General features: G+C 43.9%; 18 protein-coding genes. 9 read left to right on the plus strand and 9 right to left on the minus strand.

What is annotated here, in order from left to right; genetic code table 11:
* Positions 1 to 176 precede the first annotated feature (176 nt).
* On the minus strand, positions 177 to 2,657 hold the full coding sequence (locus NYE43_RS03385; RefSeq protein ID WP_341060885.1) for an NB-ARC domain-containing protein: 2,481 nt from the start codon (positions 2,655 to 2,657) through the stop codon (positions 177 to 179).
* A 233-nt stretch (positions 2,658 to 2,890) separates the two neighbouring features.
* On the opposite strand from NYE43_RS03385, the gene gutB reads away from it, so the two are divergent.
* The 3 genes from gutB (at position 2,891) to NYE43_RS03400 (ending at position 6,499) form a co-directional block, all read left to right on the plus strand.
* Positions 2,891 to 3,952: a sorbitol dehydrogenase gene (gutB, locus tag NYE43_RS03390; RefSeq protein WP_341060887.1), complete on the plus strand. Its 1,062-nt coding sequence runs from the start codon at positions 2,891 to 2,893 to the stop codon at positions 3,950 to 3,952.
* An 83-nt stretch (positions 3,953 to 4,035) separates the two neighbouring features.
* Positions 4,036 to 5,424: a glycoside-pentoside-hexuronide (GPH):cation symporter gene (locus tag NYE43_RS03395; RefSeq protein ID WP_024120419.1), complete on the plus strand. Its 1,389-nt coding sequence runs from the start codon at positions 4,036 to 4,038 to the stop codon at positions 5,422 to 5,424.
* Positions 5,425 to 5,530: 106 nt separating this feature from the next.
* Positions 5,531 to 6,499, plus strand: coding sequence for a carbohydrate kinase family protein (locus tag NYE43_RS03400; protein ID WP_341060889.1), 969 nt, complete (start codon positions 5,531 to 5,533; stop codon positions 6,497 to 6,499).
* A 64-nt stretch (positions 6,500 to 6,563) separates the two neighbouring features.
* On the opposite strand, the gene NYE43_RS03405 is transcribed toward NYE43_RS03400, so the two are convergent.
* Positions 6,564 to 7,559 carry a potassium channel family protein gene (locus NYE43_RS03405; RefSeq protein WP_341060893.1) on the minus strand — a complete coding sequence of 332 codons (996 nt, stop codon included), beginning with the start codon at positions 7,557 to 7,559 and terminating at the stop codon, positions 6,564 to 6,566.
* A 637-nt stretch (positions 7,560 to 8,196) separates the two neighbouring features.
* Here NYE43_RS03405 and NYE43_RS03410 point away from each other — a divergent pair.
* Entirely contained in the window at positions 8,197 to 9,618 is a 1,422-nt protein-coding gene (locus NYE43_RS03410) for a sugar porter family MFS transporter (protein ID WP_213418369.1), read from the plus strand.
* Between the two features lie 49 nt (positions 9,619 to 9,667).
* Here the strand turns inward: NYE43_RS03410 and bdhA are convergent, their stop codons facing one another.
* Positions 9,668 to 10,708 carry a (R,R)-butanediol dehydrogenase gene (bdhA, locus tag NYE43_RS03415; RefSeq protein ID WP_024120423.1) on the minus strand — a complete coding sequence of 347 codons (1,041 nt, stop codon included), beginning with the start codon at positions 10,706 to 10,708 and terminating at the stop codon, positions 9,668 to 9,670.
* 440 nt (positions 10,709 to 11,148) lie between these two features.
* Here bdhA and walM point away from each other — a divergent pair, with 440 nt between their 5' ends.
* On the plus strand, positions 11,149 to 11,520 hold the full coding sequence (walM, locus tag NYE43_RS03420; protein WP_081638245.1) for a cell wall metabolism protein WalM: 372 nt from the start codon (positions 11,149 to 11,151) through the stop codon (positions 11,518 to 11,520).
* A 65-nt stretch (positions 11,521 to 11,585) separates the two neighbouring features.
* Positions 11,586 to 12,632, plus strand: a complete 1,047-nt coding sequence (locus NYE43_RS03425) for a hypothetical protein (protein ID WP_268544203.1) — start codon at positions 11,586 to 11,588, stop codon at positions 12,630 to 12,632.
* 32 nt (positions 12,633 to 12,664) lie between these two features.
* On the opposite strand, the gene NYE43_RS03430 is transcribed toward NYE43_RS03425, so the two are convergent.
* The 6 genes from NYE43_RS03430 to gabP form a co-directional block, all read right to left on the minus strand.
* Entirely contained in the window at positions 12,665 to 12,823 is a 159-nt protein-coding gene (locus NYE43_RS03430) for a hypothetical protein (RefSeq protein WP_038954158.1), read from the minus strand.
* 184 nt (positions 12,824 to 13,007) lie between these two features.
* Complete coding sequence (locus tag NYE43_RS03435) at positions 13,008 to 13,217, minus strand: cold-shock protein (RefSeq protein WP_003234008.1); 210 nt, start codon at positions 13,215 to 13,217, stop codon at positions 13,008 to 13,010.
* Between the two features lie 82 nt (positions 13,218 to 13,299).
* Positions 13,300 to 14,115, minus strand: a complete 816-nt coding sequence (locus NYE43_RS03440) for an alpha/beta fold hydrolase (RefSeq protein ID WP_341060901.1) — start codon at positions 14,113 to 14,115, stop codon at positions 13,300 to 13,302.
* A 13-nt stretch (positions 14,116 to 14,128) separates the two neighbouring features.
* Positions 14,129 to 15,115, minus strand: a complete 987-nt coding sequence (locus NYE43_RS03445) for a DUF4003 family protein (protein ID WP_341060903.1) — start codon at positions 15,113 to 15,115, stop codon at positions 14,129 to 14,131.
* Between the two features lie 104 nt (positions 15,116 to 15,219).
* Positions 15,220 to 16,761, minus strand: coding sequence for an outer spore coat copper-dependent laccase CotA (cotA, locus tag NYE43_RS03450; protein WP_341060905.1), 1,542 nt, complete (start codon positions 16,759 to 16,761; stop codon positions 15,220 to 15,222).
* Positions 16,762 to 16,847: 86 nt separating this feature from the next.
* Positions 16,848 to 18,257 carry a GABA permease gene (gabP, locus tag NYE43_RS03455; RefSeq protein WP_059293380.1) on the minus strand — a complete coding sequence of 470 codons (1,410 nt, stop codon included), beginning with the start codon at positions 18,255 to 18,257 and terminating at the stop codon, positions 16,848 to 16,850.
* A 412-nt stretch (positions 18,258 to 18,669) separates the two neighbouring features.
* On the opposite strand from gabP, the gene mneS reads away from it, so the two are divergent.
* The 3 genes from mneS (at position 18,670) to NYE43_RS03470 (ending at position 21,860) form a co-directional block, all read left to right on the plus strand.
* Positions 18,670 to 19,542, plus strand: coding sequence for a manganese transporter MneS (mneS, locus tag NYE43_RS03460; RefSeq protein ID WP_024120430.1), 873 nt, complete (start codon positions 18,670 to 18,672; stop codon positions 19,540 to 19,542).
* Positions 19,543 to 19,701: 159 nt separating this feature from the next.
* Positions 19,702 to 20,664, plus strand: a complete 963-nt coding sequence (locus tag NYE43_RS03465) for an AAA family ATPase (RefSeq protein WP_024120431.1) — start codon at positions 19,702 to 19,704, stop codon at positions 20,662 to 20,664.
* Positions 20,664 to 21,860 carry a DUF58 domain-containing protein gene (locus NYE43_RS03470; protein ID WP_101861360.1) on the plus strand — a complete coding sequence of 399 codons (1,197 nt, stop codon included), beginning with the start codon at positions 20,664 to 20,666 and terminating at the stop codon, positions 21,858 to 21,860. The genes NYE43_RS03465 and NYE43_RS03470 overlap by 1 nt, the downstream gene beginning before the upstream one ends.
* The last annotated feature ends 17 nt before the right edge of the window (positions 21,861 to 21,877 follow it).

Consider the following 21,877-nt stretch of genomic DNA (forward strand, 5'->3'; position numbering starts at 1 on the left):
ACGGCGAAAACCCTTGATATACCAAGGGTTTGACCGTTGATTTCATTTGAAATGCTCATAGTATTCTATCAGTAAAGCTTTTTTAGTTTATAAAAAGAGAAGGTGTAGGTGTAAGATCGTTTGTCTAAGATTGACCTCATACTTTCCTAACTACAATGTGATTTCAATCTCTTCCTTCAATCACTCCCCAGTTCTTCCACCTCACCCCGAATCCCAATCGCAGGCTCCCACGAATCAATCAAACGAATCGCTTTCTGATTAGCTTCCATCGCTTTCGTTTTCTCTCCTTTACGATGCAACAGCTGCGCCATCCCATAATAATAATAAATCAGCTCAACCTGATTAGCGTTGTGTTTGTCATAAAGCATCTGCTCAAAGGCTTCTTCCGCTTTCTCAAACAGATCACATTTCACGTAAGCCACACCCAAATTGAAGTAGGCTTCTATCGTTTTTTCGCCCCCATACATGGAGCTGATTTGATTTGCCGCTTCGTATAATTGAATGGCTTCTTCATTATGATCTTTCACAAAGCTCAGATCTCCGCGAACCAATAGAACTCTGTGCTGAATCGCAGGGGAATTCGGTTTATCTTTGATTTCGGTTAAAATCGCTTCTGCTTTTTCATGACTTCCGGCTTTTAAATACAGCCTCGATTGCAGTGCGAGTCCCCATACCTTTAGATCGTGAACGTCTTGCTCTCCAGTGTCTGATTGTTCCAGAGTTTTCAGGCCGGCTTCAATTTGCTGAAGTGCCCCGTCTAAATCATTGACTTCCATCAGTGCCCAGCCTGCTGTGTCGATTCGGAAGAATGCTTCTCGTGTGTGTTGGCCTAATTGATGGGCGGCGTCGGCGGCTTTACGTCCGTATTCGATTCGCAGGGGCAGGTTGATTCTGCTTAGGAAATGGCTGATGCGGGTGATGAGTTCAATTAAGATTTCATTTTGTCCGGTTTCGCTTGACCATTTGATCACCTTTAGGATGTTTGGCCATTCTTTTTTGATTTGGTCCAAATCACGTCCCAGGAGATAGCTCCAATAGATAGAGTTTGGCTGTTCCCGCTTTAAGTGGGTTTCTGCATAATGAATATAATAGTGCGCCCAGCGGCTGCGGGCTTCTTTTTCATACTTCTGATTTTCGGATAAGTGCTGTTCTCCGTATGCGACAACGGTTTGATGGGCTAAGTACTGTGTCCTTTTGCTTCGTTCGGGCTGAATCAGAGCAAAAGACCGCATTTGTTCAACTGCGTAATGGAAACGGCGAGCGTCTAATCCGGCTGCTGCCGCCAGGCTTTTTTCATCTGGCGGCTTGCTGAAAAAGCATAGCGCCTGCCATAGCTTCCGGGTGTCTTCATTGCATCTGTGCCATGTGCGCCCAAATAGAAAATCAAACAGATCTAATAGTGAGTAGCCTGCTTTTCCGAGATCATGAATCAGCTGCCGAGCGGGAATGTCATCGTCTGACATATAGGCGATGCTGAGTGCCATGGCTTTCGGGTTTCCGGCTGTCGCTGAAATGAACTCGCTCTTCAGTTCTGGAGATAGTTCCAGCAGCTGCGCTAGCTTTTCTCGTTTAGTTGGATCGTTGCACATTTGCAGGCAGCGGTTCACTTCTTGATGAAAATATTCCAGGGCATCTGTTTGTTCAAGTCCGCTCAGCTGTATGGTTACCATTTCTCCGAAGCCTTCCCGATAGGTTTGCTTCAAGTTTTCACGTGCTGTGAGGAGGACTTTCACGCCTTGAGGCAGGCTGGTGATAAATTCGTGAATGTCTCTTTCGGCAGTGTCTATGCTGTCCACGATCAGCAGTACCGGTTTTTCTTTAGTATAATTGGCAAGAGCATTGCGGACGACAAATCGTTTTTCGTTTATGGATTTATCGATTTGTTCCGTTCGACCGAGCTGATAGGCAATCGTATTTAAAAAATCACTAAAGCTTAATCCCTTCCAATCAGCACTGAGCCAGATGATGCTGTTGAATGCCGGCCAATCTGAGGAATCGCCGATACAGGAATAGGCTGCTTCTAGAGCAGTTGTCGTTTTTCCCGTGCCTGCCCATCCGGTAATTAAACAGACGGGTGATGGGGAAAGCATCCATTGCCGTATCGCCTCGATGTCAAATCTTCTTCCTATAAAGTGACCCGACCAGCGTGACGGTAAGTTGTGTGTCAAAGGCATCTGTTCTGTAAGCGCATTCGTTTTATGGTCGAGAATATCGGGAAATAAACGTTTGACTGTTTTTTCAATATCTTGATCAAGCGGTGCTCCGAATGAATTGTCCTGCCGTACTATTTTTGCTTTTTTAAGACATGAGGCTGCCCATACAGGCAGTGCAGGTTTGATTACCGGTATAGTGGTGGTCTCAAGCAGGTCGGTAAACCACTGTATATTCATATCGGTTTTTTCAAGAATGATCCAGATCATTCCGAACAGTTTTCCGTCTTCGATTCTTCCGGGGACATAGTTCACACCCATCTGTCCGATCCAGCTTTTAATCGTGTTTGGGGAAACTCCCAGCTGGTGTGAAATGTTGTCTAAATAAGACTGTCTTGTTTTTTCGTTCTTATTCCTTCTGACTTTATAATCTGGATGAAGTTTTAATGACTTTACGCCAGATGCCAGCAATTCTGCAAATTGTTTTCGATCTTCAAGTTCAGCCATAAAACCTGCACCTCCTATTAGTACTATTTTATCAATCGTTCTAGTTTTGTATATGAAAAATCAAAAAGTACAGTGCGGCTGTCCTTTTATACAGCATGAAAAGCTGTTGAACATTCTGAAAAGCAGATAAAATGAGGACAGTAACAGAAAACGCAAAAATGTATGCACTTACATTTCTTGATGAAGCGGCCATATGTCGTTAGAAGTATTCATAAAGAAAGGAATTTGCCGTAATGACTCATACAGTACCTAAAACCATGAAAGCAGCTATTATGCATAACACAAGAGAAATCAGAATAGAAACATTGCCTGTACCTGACATCAGTCAGGATGAAGTGTTGATTAAGGTGATGGCTGTCGGGATTTGCGGATCGGATCTGCATTACTATGCAAACGGCAGAATAGGCAATTATGTAGTGGAAAAGCCATTTATCCTCGGACATGAGTGCGCGGGAGAAATCGCGGCTGTCGGCTCGTCTGTTGATCAATTCAAAGTCGGTGACCGCGTCGCTGTTGAACCTGGTGTTACGTGCGGACGCTGTGAAGCGTGCAAAGAAGGGCGTTATAACCTTTGTCCGGATGTACAGTTTTTGGCCACACCACCGGTAGACGGCGCGTTTGTACAATATATCAAAATCAGACAGGACTTTGTTTTCTCAATTCCAGATTCACTTTCCTATGAGGATGCTGCCTTGATTGAACCGTTTTCTGTCGGTATCCATGCAGCGATGAGAACGAAGCTTCAGCCTGGATCAACGATTGCGATCATGGGAATGGGCCCTGTTGGATTAATGGCTGTTGCAGCCGCTAAAGCATTTGGAGCCAGTACAATCATTGTGACCGACTTAGAGCCGCTGCGGTTAAATGCCGCGAAAAAAACGGGAGCTACTCATGTGATTAATATCCGTGAACAAGATGCTCTTGAAGAAATTAAAAAAATCACAAATGATAGAGGCGTTGACGTTGCTTGGGAAACAGCGGGGAATCCTGCGGCACTGCAATCTGCATTGGCTTCTGTACGACGCGGCGGAAAGCTTGCGATTGTCGGTTTGCCTTCTCAGAATGAAATTCCGCTAAATGTGCCATTTATCGCAGACAATGAGATTGATATATACGGCATCTTCCGTTATGCCAATACGTATCCAAAAGGAATTGAATTCCTTGCTTCGGGTATTGTTGACACGAAGCACCTTGTGACGGATCAATATGCGCTGGAGCATACGCAAGAGGCGATGGAGCGGGCACTGCAATTTAAGAATGAATGTTTAAAAGTGATGGTTTATCCGAATAGCTGAGTGAACAGGGAGAATCTCGTATTCTCCCTCTTATTTACTGGATTTGTATTCAATATTGAAAACGGATTCTTGGGGTGGAAAAGATGATTCAAACAGAAAAAGCAACGGTAATGAAGGCGAAACATCAAACAAAATCCAGTGCCGGTCTGTCCTGGCTTGAACGAATCGGATACGGCTTCGGTGATATGTCGTATAATATTGTGTTTCAATTTGTAAACGCATACCTGCTGTTTTATTACACGGACATCGGCGGCATACAGCCTGCGGTCATCGCTACATTATTTCTTGTTGTGCGGGTGCTGGATGCTATTTTTGACCCGATTATGGGGGTTATTTTAGATAAAACGAACACAAGGTGGGGAAAGGCAAGGCCTTATCTGCTGTGGGTTGCATTTCCTTTCGCATTATTTACTGTCCTGTGTTTCACCACGCCTCACTTTGGAGCAACGGGAAACATCGTATATGCGTATATCACCTATATTCTGCTCGGCATGTCCTTTAGTATGCAAACGATTCCGGTGAACAGCTTAACGGGCCGGATGACGAATTCTGTAAAAGAAAGGACGGTATTAACAACAACTCGTATGATCTTGGTTTATGTCGGAATCCTTCTATCCATCTCCTGCGCAACACCGCTTGCAGCAGCTTTGGGAGGAGAGAACCAGGCATTTGGGTTTCAAATGACAGCTCTCGTCTATGCCATTGTTAGCATCGCTTTGAACCTCTTTAGTTTCTTTACTGTGCGTGAGCGGATTGCGCCTAAGAAAACAAAGAAACAGGGAATGAAAAAGACGTTATCTGTTTTGTTTCAAAACAAACCTTTGCTGATTCTAACGTCATCATTTTTAGCTTTTGCAATAGGGTTTAATATTAAAATCAGTACAATGGTGTACTACTTTACGTATAACGTGAATCATAAGGAACTGGTGTTCTTTGGAACCGTTTTATTTTTTGGCGCAGCCCTCATCAGTAACTTGTTTATTCCATACTTTTCTGAGAAGTGGGGCAGGAAAAATGTGATGATCATATCGGCCGCTTTGTCACTGATTTCGTATGCAGGTCTGCATTTTACGGCGTATTCTTCGGTGACGCTCATTTTCATCTGGCTATTTGCTTCAGGGTTCTTTACAACCCCTTTAAATACGCTTGCTTGGGGAATGGTTGCCGATTGTGTTGATTATGCGGAATGGAAGACAGGGGTTCGTGCCGACGGAGTGGTAATTTCCAGCATGAGTTTTATCAATAAGTTAGGTGTTGCACTGGCCGGTTCGTTTTCTGCCATCTATTTAGGAATCGCAGGATATGTGGCGAATACTGATCAAACCGTGACGTCACTGAATGCGATTAAACATATGAATGCCTTAATTCCGGGTCTATTTATTTTACTCTCTATCATCATCATAGCCTTTTATCCTTTAACTGAAAAAAGATATAAACAGATCATCACCGAGCTTGAGAAGAAATCCAGGTAAGTGAATATATTTAATATTTCTAATATTCGATGTAAAAGGTTGTATTTATGACTGAAAGTAATATACTGAGACTGTAATCTAGAATATGTAAAAAGAGTGTGATAACATGCGAAGTCAGTCTGTTGTTTGTATTGGGGAGTTATTGATCGATTTCTTTTGTACCGATGTGGACGTTGATTTAAAGAAAGGGCGTCAATTTTTAAAAAGTGCCGGCGGTGCACCGGCAAATGTGTCAGCGGCGATTGCCAAGCTGGGAGGGGACGCTGCTTTCGCAGGAAAAGTAGGGAAGGATCCCTTTGGGTATTTTCTGAAGCAAACGTTAAATGCTGTTCATGTGGATACCTCTATGCTGGTGATGGATGAGAAAGCACCTACAACGCTTGCTTTTGTTTCATTAAAGAATAATGGAGAGCGCGATTTTGTTTTCAATAGAGGCGCGGATGCTCTGTTTACGATCGAAGATGTCGATCAGGATAAAATGAATCAAGCGAAAATCCTTCATTTTGGCTCAGCGACGGCATTGTTATCTGATCCATTTTGTACAGCCTATTTACGGCTTATGTCCATTGCGAAGGATAAAGGGCAATTTCTTTCATTTGATCCTAACTATCGAGGGGATTTATGGAAGGGAAGAGTCTCTGAGTTTGTTAGTGCTGCAAAAAGAGCCATTGCTTTAAGTGATTTTGTTAAGGTGAGTGACGAGGAGCTGGAGATCATCACTGGTGCGAAGGATCATGAAGAGGGCGTCAATATTCTCCATGGTATCGGAGCCGAGATGGTTGCCGTGACCCTTGGGAAAAACGGAACATTGCTGTCTAATGGCAAGGAACATGAAATCATTCCGAGTATTCCTGTCACTTCGATTGATTCTACAGGAGCGGGAGACGCTTTTGTCGGAGCGGCATTGTTCAAATTAGCTGGTACAGATAAGATTGAATCGGTAGAAACTGATTTTGAGCAGCTGCGTGATATCGTGTCTTTTGCCAATAAGGTGGGCGCTCTTGTCTGCACTAAAATTGGAGCGATTGATGCACTGCCGCGTATGGAAGAGATTGAAGCTTCTTTATCTTTGTAATAAAAATAGAGGATGTTTCTTAAAAGTCTTTTTGACTTTTGGGAGGCATCCTCTTTTTTACCCCTTACTCTTGTGCAGGCCACTTACGCGCACCCGCTTGAACAATGCCCAAAAGCAATTGCCGCCGTTCTTTTAAAGATTTGACCGCTGTTCGAAATGTTTGCTCCGATAGGGTTGGTATGCCGCAATCCCTTAGCTTCAAGAGGTTGGGCTCCGGCGGTTCTTGTTCAGCCGGATGGATATATGCTGTATGAACGGTGTCTAAGTAGTTTTTGACACTTGAGCGCGCTTCTCTTATGTGCAGCTGATTCGGAAGGTACTGCTTTGGAATGCCATACGTCAAAATGGTTAACGCTTCATCCAATACAGTGACTGCAATGACGGAAGATTCCTCGCGCTGTGTGCTATGGTAAAAATGTAGAATGGGGAAGGCGTTGTGCTGAGCGGTCAGCTTTCCCAGTTCTGAAGAAAATGTGACGAGAAGCAAATCCATGTCGTGAAAATGTCTTCCGTTCCACGCAGTTTGGACAATCGCTGTTCCGTTATGCCCAAGACTCAGTACACTCTGGGCGAATGAGCGCTTTTGATTAACCGCACTCAAGACAGAAATCAAATACGTGACAGAAAAAGTAATCGTAAGCAGACCTTCAGCTGTAGCACCGACTGTCACAAGCTTCCAAAGGGCACCGTTCGGTGTAAGGTCGCCATTTCCTAATGTAAACATCACATATCCAGAAAAATAAGCCCGGTCTGACCAGGAGGCTGGTTCTTTACTTTGAGTAACTACGAGAGAGTGAGGATCACTTGAGAAGATAAAAGTCCAGCCGCTCCAAAATAAACCGATCCACACCAATAATGTCATGCATAACAGCAGCGGCCCTGCCGTACTGAGAACCTTTGCGTGATCTCCGCTGATCTTACGGAAGCCTTTCCACAACCATGCAGACAAACATCTTGAGATCGGACCGGCTCCGCTCTCAAGCCATAATGTTGTCCATATAAAATCAATCATCCCCGCTGCCAACAATAAAATTCCTGCAAAGATATAAATCTCATTCAATTTTATTGCCTCCTCCTATTCAATAAGAGCCAGCCATTTAGCCATCTTTATTTTCCTCTTCTATTTCCTTTTGTCTTGAATCTGAAACAAACATTTGAATGTTTGAGCAGCGAATCATGCAGAGAAGATTTGTATAGGGGAAGTTACCCAACACTTACTCATTTTGATGAAGACAGAAATGAAACAGAAATTCACAGATAATACATACTGATTCCACATTTCCGGCAAGAAAAAAGTTCAATTTCCCCTTGAAGTGGTCATTTTACTGACATAAAGTTAAGGAATTTTCAGAAATTTATATTGACTGAAAGCGTTTTTGAAATTATGATAATATCAGAAGTGACAAATATATCACTATGAAATTACTATAACAACACTACAAAGTGACTATAAGATGACAATTCATTAAGTCAGACATCAAAAATATACCCATTGTTGTTTAGTAATAAATGAAATCGCTTCCAAATCAATTGACTTCATCACATGCTGAAAAGAAGGGAAGGTTATGAAGCCAGTGAAAAAAGACATTTTGAACTTTTTTCTGCGGCCTGCTCACGGCATTTGAGGAAGGCGGCACCCTAGAATGCGTTTTTGAAATACGCAGTGACCGATTTTGAAAAAGACTGGGGGAAACGGTATGAATACAAAAGGCAGTCAAATGTCATTTTTACGCACAATTATTTTAGTTTCGACTTTCGGCGGGCTTCTCTTCGGTTATGACACCGGGGTATTAAATGGAGCTTTACCATATATGGGTGAGCCTGATCAGCTTAATCTTAATGCTTTTACAGAGGGGCTCGTCACCAGTTCTCTTCTTTTTGGAGCTGCACTTGGAGCTGTGCTTGGCGGAAGAATGTCTGATTTTAACGGACGCCGTAAAAATATTCTTTTCCTCGCCATTATATTTTTTATCTCAACGATTGGGTGTACACTGGCTCCAAACGTAACAATCATGATCATCTCCCGTTTTGTGCTTGGAATTGCCGTCGGGGGCGCATCAGTGACGGTGCCTGCTTATTTAGCGGAAATGTCACCAGTGGAAAGCAGAGGACGGATGGTGACCCAGAATGAATTAATGATTGTATCCGGACAGCTGTTGGCCTTTGTTTTTAATGCCATCCTCGGGACGACAATGGGAGACAGCTCCAATGTATGGAGATTTATGCTCGTGATAGCGTCTCTTCCGGCCGTATTCCTGTTCTTTGGAATGATCAGAATGCCTGAGAGTCCTCGCTGGCTTGTTTCAAAAGGAAGGAATGAAGATGCTTTAGGTGTTTTGAAGAAAATCAGGGACGAAAAACGCGCTGCTTCTGAGCTGGTTGAAATTGAATCCGCTTTCAAAAGAGAGGATAAGCTTGAGAAAGCTACGTTTAAAGATCTTGCAGTGCCGTGGGTGCGCCGAATTGTATTCATAGGAATCGGAATTGCGATTGTACAGCAAATTACGGGTGTAAACTCCATCATGTATTATGGCACTGAAATTTTAAGAGATTCCGGATTTCAAACGGAAGCAGCGCTGATCGGGAATATTGCCAATGGTGTGATCTCCGTCCTGGCCACGTTCGTTGGAATTTGGCTGCTCGGTAAAGTCGGTCGCCGGCCGATGCTGATTACAGGGCTGATCGGAACGACAACGGCATTGCTGCTGATCGGGATATTTTCACTTGTGCTGGAAGGATCGCCTGCGCTTCCATATGTGGTTCTGTCATTAACGGTTTCGTTCCTGGCGTTTCAGCAGGGTGCGATTTCACCAGTGACATGGCTGATGCTTTCAGAAATTTTCCCGCTGCGCCTTCGCGGTCTGGGAATGGGTGTTACGGTATTCTGCTTGTGGATGGTCAATTTCGCAGTCAGTCTGACTTTCCCTATTTTGATGGCAGGCATTGGGTTATCAACAACGTTCTTCATCTTCGTTGCGCTGGGAATTTGCTCGATTCTGTTTGTGAACAAGTTTTTACCGGAAACAAAAGGTCTTTCGCTTGAGCAGCTTGAGGAAAGCTTCCGTGCTCATGATCGCAGTGAGGTTAAAGAAGAGTCCGGCGCTGAAGTGATTGGCTAAGTGGAATAAAAAGAATCCACACTTGAATGCGGATTCTTTTTTTGTATGTTTAGTTTGGTCTGACAAGAATTTTCACTTGGTTTTTCTCTTTGATCAGAGCTCCGAAGCCTTCTTCGATTAAATCGTCTAAGACAATCTTTTTCGTAACGAGTTTATCGGCTGAGAAATAGCCTTCTTTCATTAATGACAATACAGCTGGGAATACGTCACGGTACCCGATGATTCCTTTCACTGTACGCTCTTTGATTACGATATCGTTCGGATGAATTTCAGCGCCTTTTTCCCAGATGCTGACGATCACTGTCTCACCGGCGATTGTTGTAGATTGGATCGCTTGGCGCAAAACGACTGGAACCCCGGTTACTTCAAAGGCTACGTCAACGCCGCCTCCTGTAAGGTCTGCGATATGTGCCACTACATCGTCTGTTTTGGACGGATCCACAATAATGGCGCCGAGCTCCTCAGCTTTTTGCTGGCGCTCAGGTGAGAGCTCAACAGCATAAATTTCAGTAGCACCCGCAGCTTTCAGCGCTTCAATGACAAGAAGTCCGATCGGGCCGCAGCCGAATACAGCCGCTTTGTCACCGGCTTTGATTTTGCTTGAGCGGACAGCGTATAAAGCGACCGCAGAAGGTTCAACGAGTGCGCCTTGTTCATATGATAATTCCTCAGGAAGTTTGAATAACAGCTCTTCATCTACAGAAACGTATTCAGAGAATCCGCCGCCGCCTCCGGCTAAGCCGAGGAATCCCATTTGTTCATCAAGGTTGTACGCACCCTGATGTCCGTGTGTTGCAAAAATCGGTTCCACAACGACTCGGTCTCCGACTTTATAGTTTTCAACGCCTTCCCCGACTTCAACAACTTCACCGGAGAATTCATGCCCCATTGTGACAGGTGCTGTTTCTTTTGTTAAAGGATGGGGTTTGTCCACCGGGATAAAGATCGGGCCTCCTAAATACTCGTGTAAATCACTGCCGCAGATGCCGCACCATTTGACTTTGATCTTGACTTTTCCCGGTTCCGCTTTTGGCTCTTCAATATTTTCAATACGGATATCCTTTTGGTTATGCCATCTAGCTGCCTTCATGGATTACCACTCCTATATCTTTTGATATGAGTAATTCCGCACCGATCAATATGAACTGTTCACAAAATCGCCATTTTTTAAAACCAAAAAAAGATAAAACTTATATATAATATAATCTACGTTTTTTGAAATAAGAAACTTTGAAGAAAAAAGAGTCTCGCACACTCTTTTTTCTTTATGATGAGAGAGTATGATTGGTTTACATAACTATGAATTTGGCTTGAACAATACGGTAATGGTTCGTTCATATTGAATGCGACAACTACTCTATCAACAATTATAACGCTAATGCTGCAATTATAATAGGATAATCTTCCATGGTTTATTTTAGCAGAGGGGATTTTTTCGACTTTGTAACATTACTGTAAGGATATTGAAATAAAAAATCCCTGGTTGATCGTGTATAATTTTTCCTAGATGTTAACAAACAGGGGGACGAAATGTTGAAGAAAGTCATTTTAGCCGCTTTTATCTTAGTAGGAAGTACTTTGGGAGCTTTCAGTTTTTCAGCAGATGCCAGTGCAAAACATGTGAACGGAAATATTACTTGGTATAACGGAGTTGGGAAAAAAGGCTCTTCAGGTAAAAAACTTGGACATTGGGACTGTGCGACAAAGATCGGATTTGACGTACCTAGAAATGGGACAAAAATCAGAGCTTATGCTAAAGCGAAGCCTAAAAAGGTGATTACGGTTTATAAAAATGATGTTGGCAGAATGCCTCATGCAGTGCTGGATGTAAGCCCTAAAGCGTTTAAAGCGCTGGGATACCCATTAAGCAAAGGAAAAGTAGCGGGACATTACAGCTATTAATACATAGTTTAAATCTGTAAAGCAAGAAGTCGCATTCTTGCTTTTTCTATTGGTGGAGATAAGAGATGAAAAAAGGAATCGTTTTATTGGCAATCGTCGTTGTTTTGGCGGCAGCTGCAGGTTTTATGTTTTATTCTTTTAAAGATAAAGGCAGTGAGAGTGCCGCCGATGTTTCCGTGAACACGGAGAACAGTGAGAAGCTTCTGGTTTCGATTACCGATACCGATCTTCTGACGAAGTATTATGAAAATGATAAGGTGATCCACGAGGCGAAGCTGACCAGCTATCCGGCATTTGCCTTGGACCAAGAGCAGCAGGCGCTCTATTATACAAGCAATAACGATCAAAATGAGATGAGGCTTTTTAAGCTTGATCTTAAGTCTGATAAGAAAACTATGCTTTATAAAGGTCCGGAAAGCGCGGACAGCTTGTTTTTATCAAAGGATCGCTCAAAAATCTATTTTCGTTTAGGGAAAGCGGACGAAAGCAATTTTCGTATCGCATCCTTTGATTTGAAGACGAAGAAGTACAAAAACCTGTATCCTGCCGCTAATGACCAGGATGACAGCGTCAGCAGCTTCTTTTATAACCAAAAAACAGATTCATTTGCATTGCTTCATTATTCTGTAGAAGAAGATTACAAAAAAACGGATGAAGCCAATGAGAAGGGAATCGATCCTGAACCGACAAAGATTCATTTTTCGGCCGGTCATGAAAGCGGCCTTCATGAGCTTAAGAGCCTGGAGCAGTTTATCAGTGACATTGCTGTTTCTGATGACGATAAACGTATTCTGTTTACGTCATATACACAAAAAGGCACGGAGCAAACGGCTTCTATTCAAATGCTGAATGCAGACACGAAAACCTATGAAAAAATCATTTCAAATCAGAAAACATTTAAGCTGTTAATTGACGCGCAGCCGCAGTTCTCCAAGGACGGAAAGAAGATTTATTTCCTTGCCGAAGCCAAAGGGGCTAAAAAGCTGAAGGACGAAACAGGGCGTGAAGCCAAGGTTCGGACAATTTATTCTTATGACCTTGATACGAAGACGTTCAAAAAAGTATGGGAAAATCCGAATGGCATCATCAACAGCTTTTCTGTCATCAACTGAAAAAATCACTCAGCAAATGCTGAGTGATTTTTTTAATGGACGAGGTGCAGGGCAAATGATCCGAGCCATTTAAAGAAACGAATGATCGGTATTGACCAATTCATAAGTTCCGCACATGAGTTTATAGCCAAATTCAACTTTTTGACAGAAGCTCGTTTCTTCAGGTCAGCCTGCTGTTGGTTTTTGATCACATCATCACCCCTCATATCCATATTATACCATAACGGAAAGTGAAAAAGCCCGAAACGTTTACAGTTTTGGGCTTCATTATCTCGGCCTCTCGTCAAATCGGGAGGCCGTGCTATTGGATATAAAATTCGTATCTCTGATCGAGGATTGTTTGCTGATAGAGACTGCTTTTAAAAAAGGGAAGAGCTAACTTGTTTTCGTTTGGCTGTTGTTTTGGAGATTCACTAATGAACGGATGCCGTCGACCATTTTACTTCCGCACAAAGGGCACAATGGCGTGTCACTGCTGGCGAAGTTTTTTCTGGTCCAGCCGTTGCAGTCTTCTTTTGTGCATTCCCAAGTACTCACATCTTCCTTTGGCAGCGGTTCTTGATTTCGTTTGTTATAGTAAGACATAAAGTCACTTCTTCCCTCATGTATTTTACTGCACATTTCTTATTGTCTCATACTTTGCCCTAATCTCCTAATTCCTTTTTCTTTATGACTTTCCAATCTGCTCATCTAAAAAGGACAGGAGCGTGCTGTTGAAAGCATCCGGTTCTTCTAAAAACGGGCAATGGCTGCTCTTCGAAAATGTAACGAGCTTTGCGTTTGGAATATGTTCACGCAGGTGTTCTCCGGCTTCTATTGAGAAAAATTTGCGGTCTTCTCCGAAGCATAACAATGTCGGCACATGAACGTTTTGAATGGTTTCGCGATAATCAGCTGCCGTTTGATTAAATAAAATCGTACTTGAAATGGCTGCTGGCTGTTTCAGAATTTCGGCAAGCATCCATTCTGTTTCTGTTGATGCTGGCGGCTCTGCGAACATATTATTGATGAAGCTTTTGTAGAATGGAAGCGGCTCAGTTTGAATAGCGTGCATCGCTGTTTTCAAGCCGTCAAAGTCAAACGGGCCGTGTCCCCAGCCGTCCCATTGGTAGTCAGAAGCCGATTGATCGACGATAACAGCGGCTCGTATGTTATCATTCCCAAATTGATTGATATAATCCCATACCACGAAAGCGCCCATTGACCAGCCGACAAGGACGGCAGGATCAAGCTCCATCGCACACATAAATTCCTTGATATCACGGGCGTATTGGGAAATGGTGTGTCCATGAAGAACTTTGTCGGATTCGCCGTGCCCTCTAAGGTCGAGACGAATACATTGATAATTGGCAGATAGCGCTGAAAGTTGTTTGTGGAAAAATTGTCCGCTCATAAGCACGCCGTGTATAAATAGGATCGGTGTCCCGCTCCCGTGAGTTTCGTAGTATAGGCGGGTCTGATCTTCTAATGTGATATATGGCATGTTTTCTCCTCCTTTAGTTTCCGTCATGTGAATGAATGGCTGATGAACTGATGATCACAGCTGTCGCGGCTGCCTGCTGTGCTTGGATGGCCGTTTCAATTGCTGTGTATAGGCCTGATTCCATCAGCAGATTTTTCTCCATATACTCGCTGAGATATAAGCTGACAGCAATTTTGAAGTTCATATCCTTTTCCCATTTAAATGCTTTTTCTTGGTTCAGCTCATGAGTGATGCCTAAAACGGTTTTGATGTCCGGCTCTTCCAAGAATGTGAGAAGGGCGAGATCGGGATAATGAAAATCTTTTGGCTTTTTATGAGATTCAGTAATGGATTGAAAGATCAGTTTGCATTGGAAAACAAGGGTTTCAGGGTCTTTTTCACTTTGCAGGGCAAGAATATGGCTGACGTGTTGTAAGTATTGGCCTTTTTTAAAGCCATTAGCGGACAGCAGCTGATAACATGTTTCTGCCTTGTTCAGCGCCCGCAAACTATTTTCGTTTTGGGCAAGCAATACGGCAAGCGGAACATTTTGAGTTGAAGTGAGGAAATAGTGATTTTTCTTCATCTGCTGATAAACAGAGAGCCCCATGTTCATCTGTTCTCTTTGGTTTATCGTTTCGGTCTTGCCGGTGAGCATGATCAGAGCGGAAAGGTACGTGAAAATATCCCGTTTATATCCAAGCTTCACCATTTGGCTGTACACATCGATGAAAGTAAGAAACGCTTGCTTCGCCTCATGCTGAAAATGAATATCCAGAATTGAAGCGACAGTAAAGCGGTGGTGAGAATTGAGTGTTGAAAAGCTGCCGATGTTTGATTTTATATAGCTGCTCAAATCATAAAAGCGCTGAAAATCAAAATCTCTTTTATTCACAATATATGCAGATGAGATGAGCATTAATATCTGATTATGAGCAACTTTCCACCTTAATTTTGATTTTAATTCGTCATAAATTGAAATGTATTGATTTGTTTTATTTTTAAGATCGTTTGCCAGCATAAAAAGCAGCTCCTTTCTTCGCTGTTTCTAAGTTATACGATTTATGGAAGAAAAAAGTTTCATAGATAAAAAAACCTGCCTGCAGCAGGCAAGTTTTATGGGACTTATTTATGGGGGTCAATCACATCCATCGGTCTCATCATGTCATAGTCTTCATGCTCAAGAATGTGGCAATGCCATACGTACCGCCCAGTGTATGGCCCGAATGTTACGGCGATTCTCAGAACTTCACCGGCGTGGGACTGAACCGTGTCTTTCCAGCCTTTTTCACTTGGTGGCGGCGGAACGGCGGGTCCGGTGTAGGCCAGTTCTCCGCGCTCTTCAAAACGGGCTGTATCAAATGGGCGCCGGTCCAATACACGGAAGGAGACCAAATGAAGATGGATCGGATGTGTTCCGCGAGTCGGGTTGATAATCGACCATATTTCGGTAGAACCGGCTTTCGGTGCTTCAGTGACAGGATCGTGCCAGCGTTTGTTGTTAAGAAGAAGGACGGGTCTGCCGTATTGGTCTTGAGTGCCTGCCAGCTTCAATGTTCGGAGGTTTTGTATTCTTTCGTGCTGTACCGAAGGGTAAGATGCCAGGTATTTTGGTTTTCTGCTCTCGTCTTTTTGGGCTAACGGTTTTGTGACTCTGAATTGCATGATGTTTGCGTCTGTTTCTGGATTAACGTCACCGCCGCAGCCCTCGCTGTTTGCTAAAATGATCGATTGTCCTTCAAACGCGGCGAAGTCAATGAGAATATCAAAGCGCTCAGCCGGCGCAATACTGAAGGAGTTTAGCTTGACGGAGCGCGGCAAAAGTCCGCCATCAGAACCGATCTGGATAAATTCTCCGCCATTATCAAGTGATAGGTTATATGTTCTCGTATTAGAGGCATTGATGACGCGGAAGCGGTATTTTCTCGGTTCTACCTCCATGTATGGCCATGCCTTCCCGTTGACGAGAATCGTATCTCCGCAAAAGGCTGGAACGATTGACGGATTAGGCAGTGACGGTGAAGGGTTTTCCGGTCCGCTCGGATAAAATAAAGAGCCATCTTCATTAATCGTACGGTCCGTGATCAAAAGCGGCAAATCGTATTCACCTGATGGGAGCTTTAGACGTTTTTCCTTTGGTTCATGGATGATATAAGCACCGATGAGCCCGGCATACACATTCAGCCTCGTGAGCGCCATAGCATGATCGTGATACCATAAAATAGCTCCGCGCTGCTGATTTGGATAATGGTAAACCTCTCGTTTAAAATAAGGGCCTGTTTGTTCAAAGTCTTTAGAAAACCAGGCCTCAGGATAACCGTCGCTGTCATCTGGAGTGACGCCGCCGTGTAAATGAACGACGGTTTTCACCTCGGGTTCGGCATGCTGGCTGTCACTGTGATGAATGGTGTGATCAATTGGAAGAAAATGCTCTGAAGGAAGGTTATTCATCCATTTCACATAAACGTTTTCATTTCTTTTGGCCTTAATGGTGGGACCGGGGAATAAACCGTTATAGCCCCACAAGCGGGTTGGAGGGAGATCGCGGTGAAGCTGATGGTAGCATTCCTCCATGGTTACTTCGTAGTATGTGCTATCTTTTGACTGCTGTACCGGCTTTAGTGTATCTGGGATTGGGAGAGCATCCGCAAATTTTTCAAGTGTCATTTTCATCTGTCCTTATCTAAATATTCCCTAATTGGTACTATAGTTAATGACATTAAGGACGTGAAGGTGACAAAAAAATCCTGCCGTTAAGGCAGGATATCGGGCTGCTGCTGAGTGACCGGTTTGGCTGATGCTTTTTCAGTCACCTTGCGTTTTCTGAACACAAGATAAGAAAGCAATACAATGCCTGTGATAAAGCCTGTCAGCAGCAGTTCATCTCTCATAGATTCAATAAATGCCATGGATACTAAAATACCGCAGATGGCAATAATGGTCAGGTAGGTTAAGAACGGGAAGAACCACATCTTGATTTTCAATGCTTCCGGGTTTGTTTTTTCGAGGCTTTTTCTCATTCTCAGCTGGGAAACAGCGATAACAAGATAAACGAGCAGGGCGATTGCGCCTGATGAGTTGACTAAAAATAAAAAGACGGTGTCAGGTGAAAAGTAATTCATTACGACCGCGATATAAGAGAAAAATGTTCCGGCGACAATTGCTTGTACGGGAACTCCTTTTTTGCTCAGTTTCATAAAGCGGCGCGGCGCTTCGTTTCTTTCTGCGAGTGAATACAGCATTCTGGATGTGGTGTACAAACCTGAATTCAGGCAAGAAAGTACAGCTGTGAGGACGATAAAGTTCATAATTTGCGCGGCTGCCGGCACTCCAATATGTTCGAGAACAGCGACGAAAGGGCTTTCTAAAATATTCGCTGAGTTCCAAGGCAGAAGCGCAACGACAACGGCGATTGAACCAACGTAAAAGACAATGATGCGCCATACAACGGATCGAGTCGCTTTGGTTACGGATTGGACCGGGTTTGATGTTTCACCGGCAGCAATCGCAACAATTTCCGTTCCCATAAAGGAGAAGATCACGACAACAATTCCGAGTAATACAGAGCCTATGCCTTCCGGGAAAAATCCGCCTTGGCCCGTGATATTTGCGAAACCGACTGGATCACTGCCTGGGGCGAAGCCAAAAATAAATGCAAAACCAACGATTAAGAATGCGATGATTGTAACAACTTTAATGAGGGAGAACCAATATTCAAACTCACCAAATGATTTAACAGAGTAGATGTTTGTCAGTGTGAGTAAAATCGTCAAAATTAAGCTCGTCATCCACAGCGGAATATCGTGGAACCAGTATTGGATAATGCCTGCTCCCGCGATTGCTTCAATAGCGATAACAATAACCCAGAAAAACCAGTAGAGCCAGCCGATTGCAAATCCTGCCCACGGTCCGATAGCGTCATGAGCGTATTGGGAGAATGATCCGCTTGTCGGGTTTACAGCCGACATTTCACCAAGCATTCGCATGATAAAGATGACCAATAATCCGGCTAATGCATAAGAGACAATGGCACCGGGCCCGGTCGAGTGAATGACTGAACCGCTGCCAACAAATAATCCGGCTCCGATGACGCCGGCGATAGAAATCATCGTCATATGTCGGGTCTTTAATTCTTTTTTTAATCCTGATTGAGACTGGTTCATATGTTACCTCCTTGAAAATTAGAGTTGTTACTGAATATTATGATAATTGAAACTGTAACATAAATATACATTTTGTCGAAAATTTATGTCAGAAAATATAACAGTTTATTTCAAATTTGTAGGGTTTTGTTTGCTGTTTTTGGAGTGAATATGTTCGAAATAAAAGAAAAAATTTTCCGTCAATTATCCGTTTTTTTGATTTGTTATATTTTTGAAAAAGTGTTGGATGGCTAGAAGTATTGGTATCATTGGATTTGAAACACTTTTTACAAATGAAAATAATTTGTATTGGGTAAAAAATGTTCTATCGTCACTATTTTTCTGTGGTGAGTGAATCATGTTTCTATAGACCCACTGCGGGTCAGCTTTGTATCATAATGATAGGAAAACATGAGCGGAGAGGAGGTTTTTTATGGAGAGATATGATGAACTGAAAAAGGGAGAATCCGGGGCGCTGGTCAGTATTGCCGCGTATCTTGTGCTGTCCGCGATTAAGCTGATCATCGGCTATGTATTTCACTCGGAAGCTCTTACGGCAGACGGGCTAAATAACACAACAGACATTATTGCTTCTGTTGCTGTGCTGATCGGTCTCCGCATCTCTCAAAAGCCTCCTGACGAAGATCATCCATACGGCCACTTTCGGGCGGAAACAATTGCATCACTTATCGCATCGTTTATTATGATGGTTGTCGGCCTGCAAGTGCTTTTCAGCGCCGGTGAATCTATTTTTTCTGTGAAAGAAGAAACACCGGATATGATTGCGGCTTGGACGGCTGCAGGCGGGGCAGTCATGATGCTGATTGTCTATCAGTACAACAAAAGGCTTGCCAAAAAGGTGAACAGCCAAGCGCTGCTTGCGGCGGCGGCTGATAATAAATCGGACGCATTCGTCAGTGTCGGCACGTTTATCGGTATTTTGGCCGCGCAATTCCATCTTGCATGGATTGATACGGTGACTGCATTTGTCATCGGCCTTCTCATTTGCAAAACGGCATGGGATATTTTTAAGGAATCATCGCATTCATTGACTGATGGCTTTGACGTAAAGGACATGTCCGATTATAAACAGACGATCGAAAAAATCTCCGGTGTCAGCCGGTTAAAAGACATCAAGGCGAGATATTTGGGCAGCTCTGTGCACGTAGATGTAGTGGTTGAAGTGTCATCAGAGTTAAATATTACAGAAAGCCATGATATTGCGAATGAAATTGAGCGGAGAATGAAGGAGGAGCATGCGATTGATTATTCGCATGTTCATATGGAGCCTTTGCAAAACAAATAACTGGGTAATGAGAGCTTCCTGTCATGGGAGGCTTTTTTGTTTGAATGCTCTGTATGTATTGGCAGTAATTTGCTAGAATCGTTTTTTTATACAGGTCGTTTTTTGTGGTAAAGTTAGGTTACTATATGATGATTTTTGTAGATGACTAGGAGGAAGAGAATGTCATACCAAGAAGACCTGCATCCTTTGCTGGGAAAAGCAGTTGAACATATTGATAAAGTAATGGTTGGAAAACGGGACATCGCAAAACTCAGCTTAGCAGCTATTCTTGCCAAAGGACATGTGCTGCTTGAGGATGTGCCGGGCGTAGGGAAAACGATGATGGTTCGCGCTCTGGCGAAATCGATCGGCGCAGATTTTAAACGAATTCAATTCACACCGGATTTGCTGCCCTCTGATGTAACGGGTGTTTCTATTTATAATGCGAAAACAATGGAGTTCGAATACCGGCCGGGCCCGATTATGGGGAATATCGTGCTGGCTGACGAAATCAACCGAACATCCCCTAAAACACAGTCTGCCTTGCTTGAAGCGATGGAAGAGGGAAGCGTCACGGTAGATGGCAACACAATGCCGCTTGCCGCTCCATTTTTTGTTATGGCAACGCAAAACCCTGTGGAATATGAAGGGACATATCCTTTGCCGGAAGCCCAGCTTGACCGTTTTTTATTTAAACTTCGCATGGGCTATCCGTCCTTTGAAGAGGAATTGGATGTCTTATCTCTTCAGGAAAAAAGCCATCCGATTGAGACACTCGAGCCTGTGATTTCAAAAGAAGATTTCATCCGCCTGCAGAGAGAAGTGCAGGATGTCCGTGCTGATGACAGCATGAAGGAATATATTGTCGAAATCGTGCAAAAGACGAGACAGCATGCCTCTGTTCACTTAGGCGTCAGTCCGCGCGGATCCATCGCTCTTATGAAAGCGGCCCAGGCATTTGCGCTGCTTCATGACCGCGATTATGTCATTCCGGATGATATTCAATATCTTGCCCCTTATACACTGCCGCACCGGATGCTCCTGCAGCCGGAAGCAAAATTTGAAGGGATCCAGGCAGAAACAATCATACGGGAGATCATGTCTGGCGTGAAAGTTCCGGTTCAAAGGTCGTCGGTCCGCTGATGAAAAAGAAATTTCAATGGTTGATGTACGGGTGGAAACTGCTCGTATTAACGTTATTGACGGGTGCTGTTTTCTCTTATGCAATGTTTCAGGGCGGCTTTGTCAGCTGGTTTTTGTTTTATGCATGTCTCCCTTTTGTTGTATACGCCGGGCTGCTGGCGATGTACCCGCTCCGCTCCTTTCAGGTGTCGCGGCATATCGTCAAAACGCAATTGCATGCGGGAGACAGGCTGGAAGCTTCGATTACGCTTAAAAGAAAACTGCCGTTTCCCCTGATGTATATGGTAATTGAAGATTGTCTGCCGTCAGGGTTAGAGCCATTAAACGGAGATGAAGCTTTGGCCAAACAGCTGGTATTCCCGTGGTTCAAACGGAGCATCACGATGTCATATCAAATAACGCCAGTACCGCGTGGAGAGCATCATTTTCATGCCGTCAGGGTGCGGACCGGGGATGTCCTCGGACTGATTGAAAAAACGGCGTTTTATGGGGCAGACGATGCGGTGTTTGTTTACCCGTTCTTTCAGCCTCTTCAATATCAGCTGAATGAGCGATATCAGGAAGATGGCGTAAGCGGGGCATCACCTGTTCATCAGCACCATTCTTCTGTCGCAGCGAGTGTAAGGAACTATCAGCCGGGTGACCGTTTTGCGGCGTTAGACTGGAAGACTTCGGCGAGACGGAGCCAGCTGATGACGAAGGAATTTGAACCGTCGAGAAGCAAAAACCTGTTTCTTCTGATGGACCGTTTTAGCTCTGACGCATTCGAAGAGGTCGTTTCCGTGACAGCTTCGATTCTTCATTCTGTTTTGAAAAATGGCGCAGGAGCAGGTCTGGCTTCAGTCGGAAAGGAAAGGTCCATTTTTCCGATTCAGGAGGGAGAGCGGCATTTTAAACACATGCTCCATCACTTAGCCGTTTGTGATTGTGATGCTGCTGACCGCGTAAGCCGTTTTGCGGCTGAGGAGCTTGGGAAGCCGTCTGTTCGCCAGGCTGATAAAGTGATTGTCACGGGACAGATCACGGAGGATTTGATGAAAACGTCAGAAGCAGGGATCGGTCCGGTTACCATTATACTGGCAAAAGAGAAAGACGCCGATCTTTCCCAAGGTGAGCATATGATGATCGAACGCATGCTGAAACACCAAATCAGAGTTCAAATCATGAGAGGCGGCCGAGCTTCGCGTGTTGTTTAGAAAGAGAGGTGACGGTG

This window comes from Bacillus sp. FSL R5-0434 (genome assembly GCF_038004745.1).
Classification (GTDB): domain Bacteria; phylum Bacillota; class Bacilli; order Bacillales; family Bacillaceae; genus Bacillus; species Bacillus halotolerans.

What these genes read in the sequence shown, in the direction of transcription:
- NYE43_RS03385 (WP_341060885.1), bottom strand. Translation starts at nt 2,657, where the DNA reads ATGGCTGAACTTGAAGATCGAAAACAATTTGCAGAATTGCTGGCATCT.
- gutB (WP_341060887.1), top strand. Translation starts at nt 2,891, where the DNA reads ATGACTCATACAGTACCTAAAACCATGAAAGCAGCTATTATGCATAAC.
- NYE43_RS03395 (WP_024120419.1), top strand. Translation starts at nt 4,036, where the DNA reads ATGATTCAAACAGAAAAAGCAACGGTAATGAAGGCGAAACATCAAACA.
- NYE43_RS03400 (WP_341060889.1), top strand. Translation starts at nt 5,531, where the DNA reads ATGCGAAGTCAGTCTGTTGTTTGTATTGGGGAGTTATTGATCGATTTC.
- NYE43_RS03410 (WP_213418369.1), top strand. Translation starts at nt 8,197, where the DNA reads ATGAATACAAAAGGCAGTCAAATGTCATTTTTACGCACAATTATTTTA.
- bdhA (WP_024120423.1), bottom strand. Translation starts at nt 10,708, where the DNA reads ATGAAGGCAGCTAGATGGCATAACCAAAAGGATATCCGTATTGAAAAT.
- walM (WP_081638245.1), top strand. Translation starts at nt 11,149, where the DNA reads ATGTTGAAGAAAGTCATTTTAGCCGCTTTTATCTTAGTAGGAAGTACT.
- NYE43_RS03425 (WP_268544203.1), top strand. Translation starts at nt 11,586, where the DNA reads ATGAAAAAAGGAATCGTTTTATTGGCAATCGTCGTTGTTTTGGCGGCA.
- NYE43_RS03435 (WP_003234008.1), bottom strand. Translation starts at nt 13,217, where the DNA reads ATGTCTTACTATAACAAACGAAATCAAGAACCGCTGCCAAAGGAAGAT.
- NYE43_RS03440 (WP_341060901.1), bottom strand. Translation starts at nt 14,115, where the DNA reads ATGCCATATATCACATTAGAAGATCAGACCCGCCTATACTACGAAACT.
- NYE43_RS03445 (WP_341060903.1), bottom strand. Translation starts at nt 15,115, where the DNA reads ATGCTGGCAAACGATCTTAAAAATAAAACAAATCAATACATTTCAATT.
- cotA (WP_341060905.1), bottom strand. Translation starts at nt 16,761, where the DNA reads ATGACACTTGAAAAATTTGCGGATGCTCTCCCAATCCCAGATACACTA.
- gabP (WP_059293380.1), bottom strand. Translation starts at nt 18,257, where the DNA reads ATGAACCAGTCTCAATCAGGATTAAAAAAAGAATTAAAGACCCGACAT.
- mneS (WP_024120430.1), top strand. Translation starts at nt 18,670, where the DNA reads ATGGAGAGATATGATGAACTGAAAAAGGGAGAATCCGGGGCGCTGGTC.
- NYE43_RS03465 (WP_024120431.1), top strand. Translation starts at nt 19,702, where the DNA reads ATGTCATACCAAGAAGACCTGCATCCTTTGCTGGGAAAAGCAGTTGAA.
- NYE43_RS03470 (WP_101861360.1), top strand. Translation starts at nt 20,664, where the DNA reads ATGAAAAAGAAATTTCAATGGTTGATGTACGGGTGGAAACTGCTCGTA.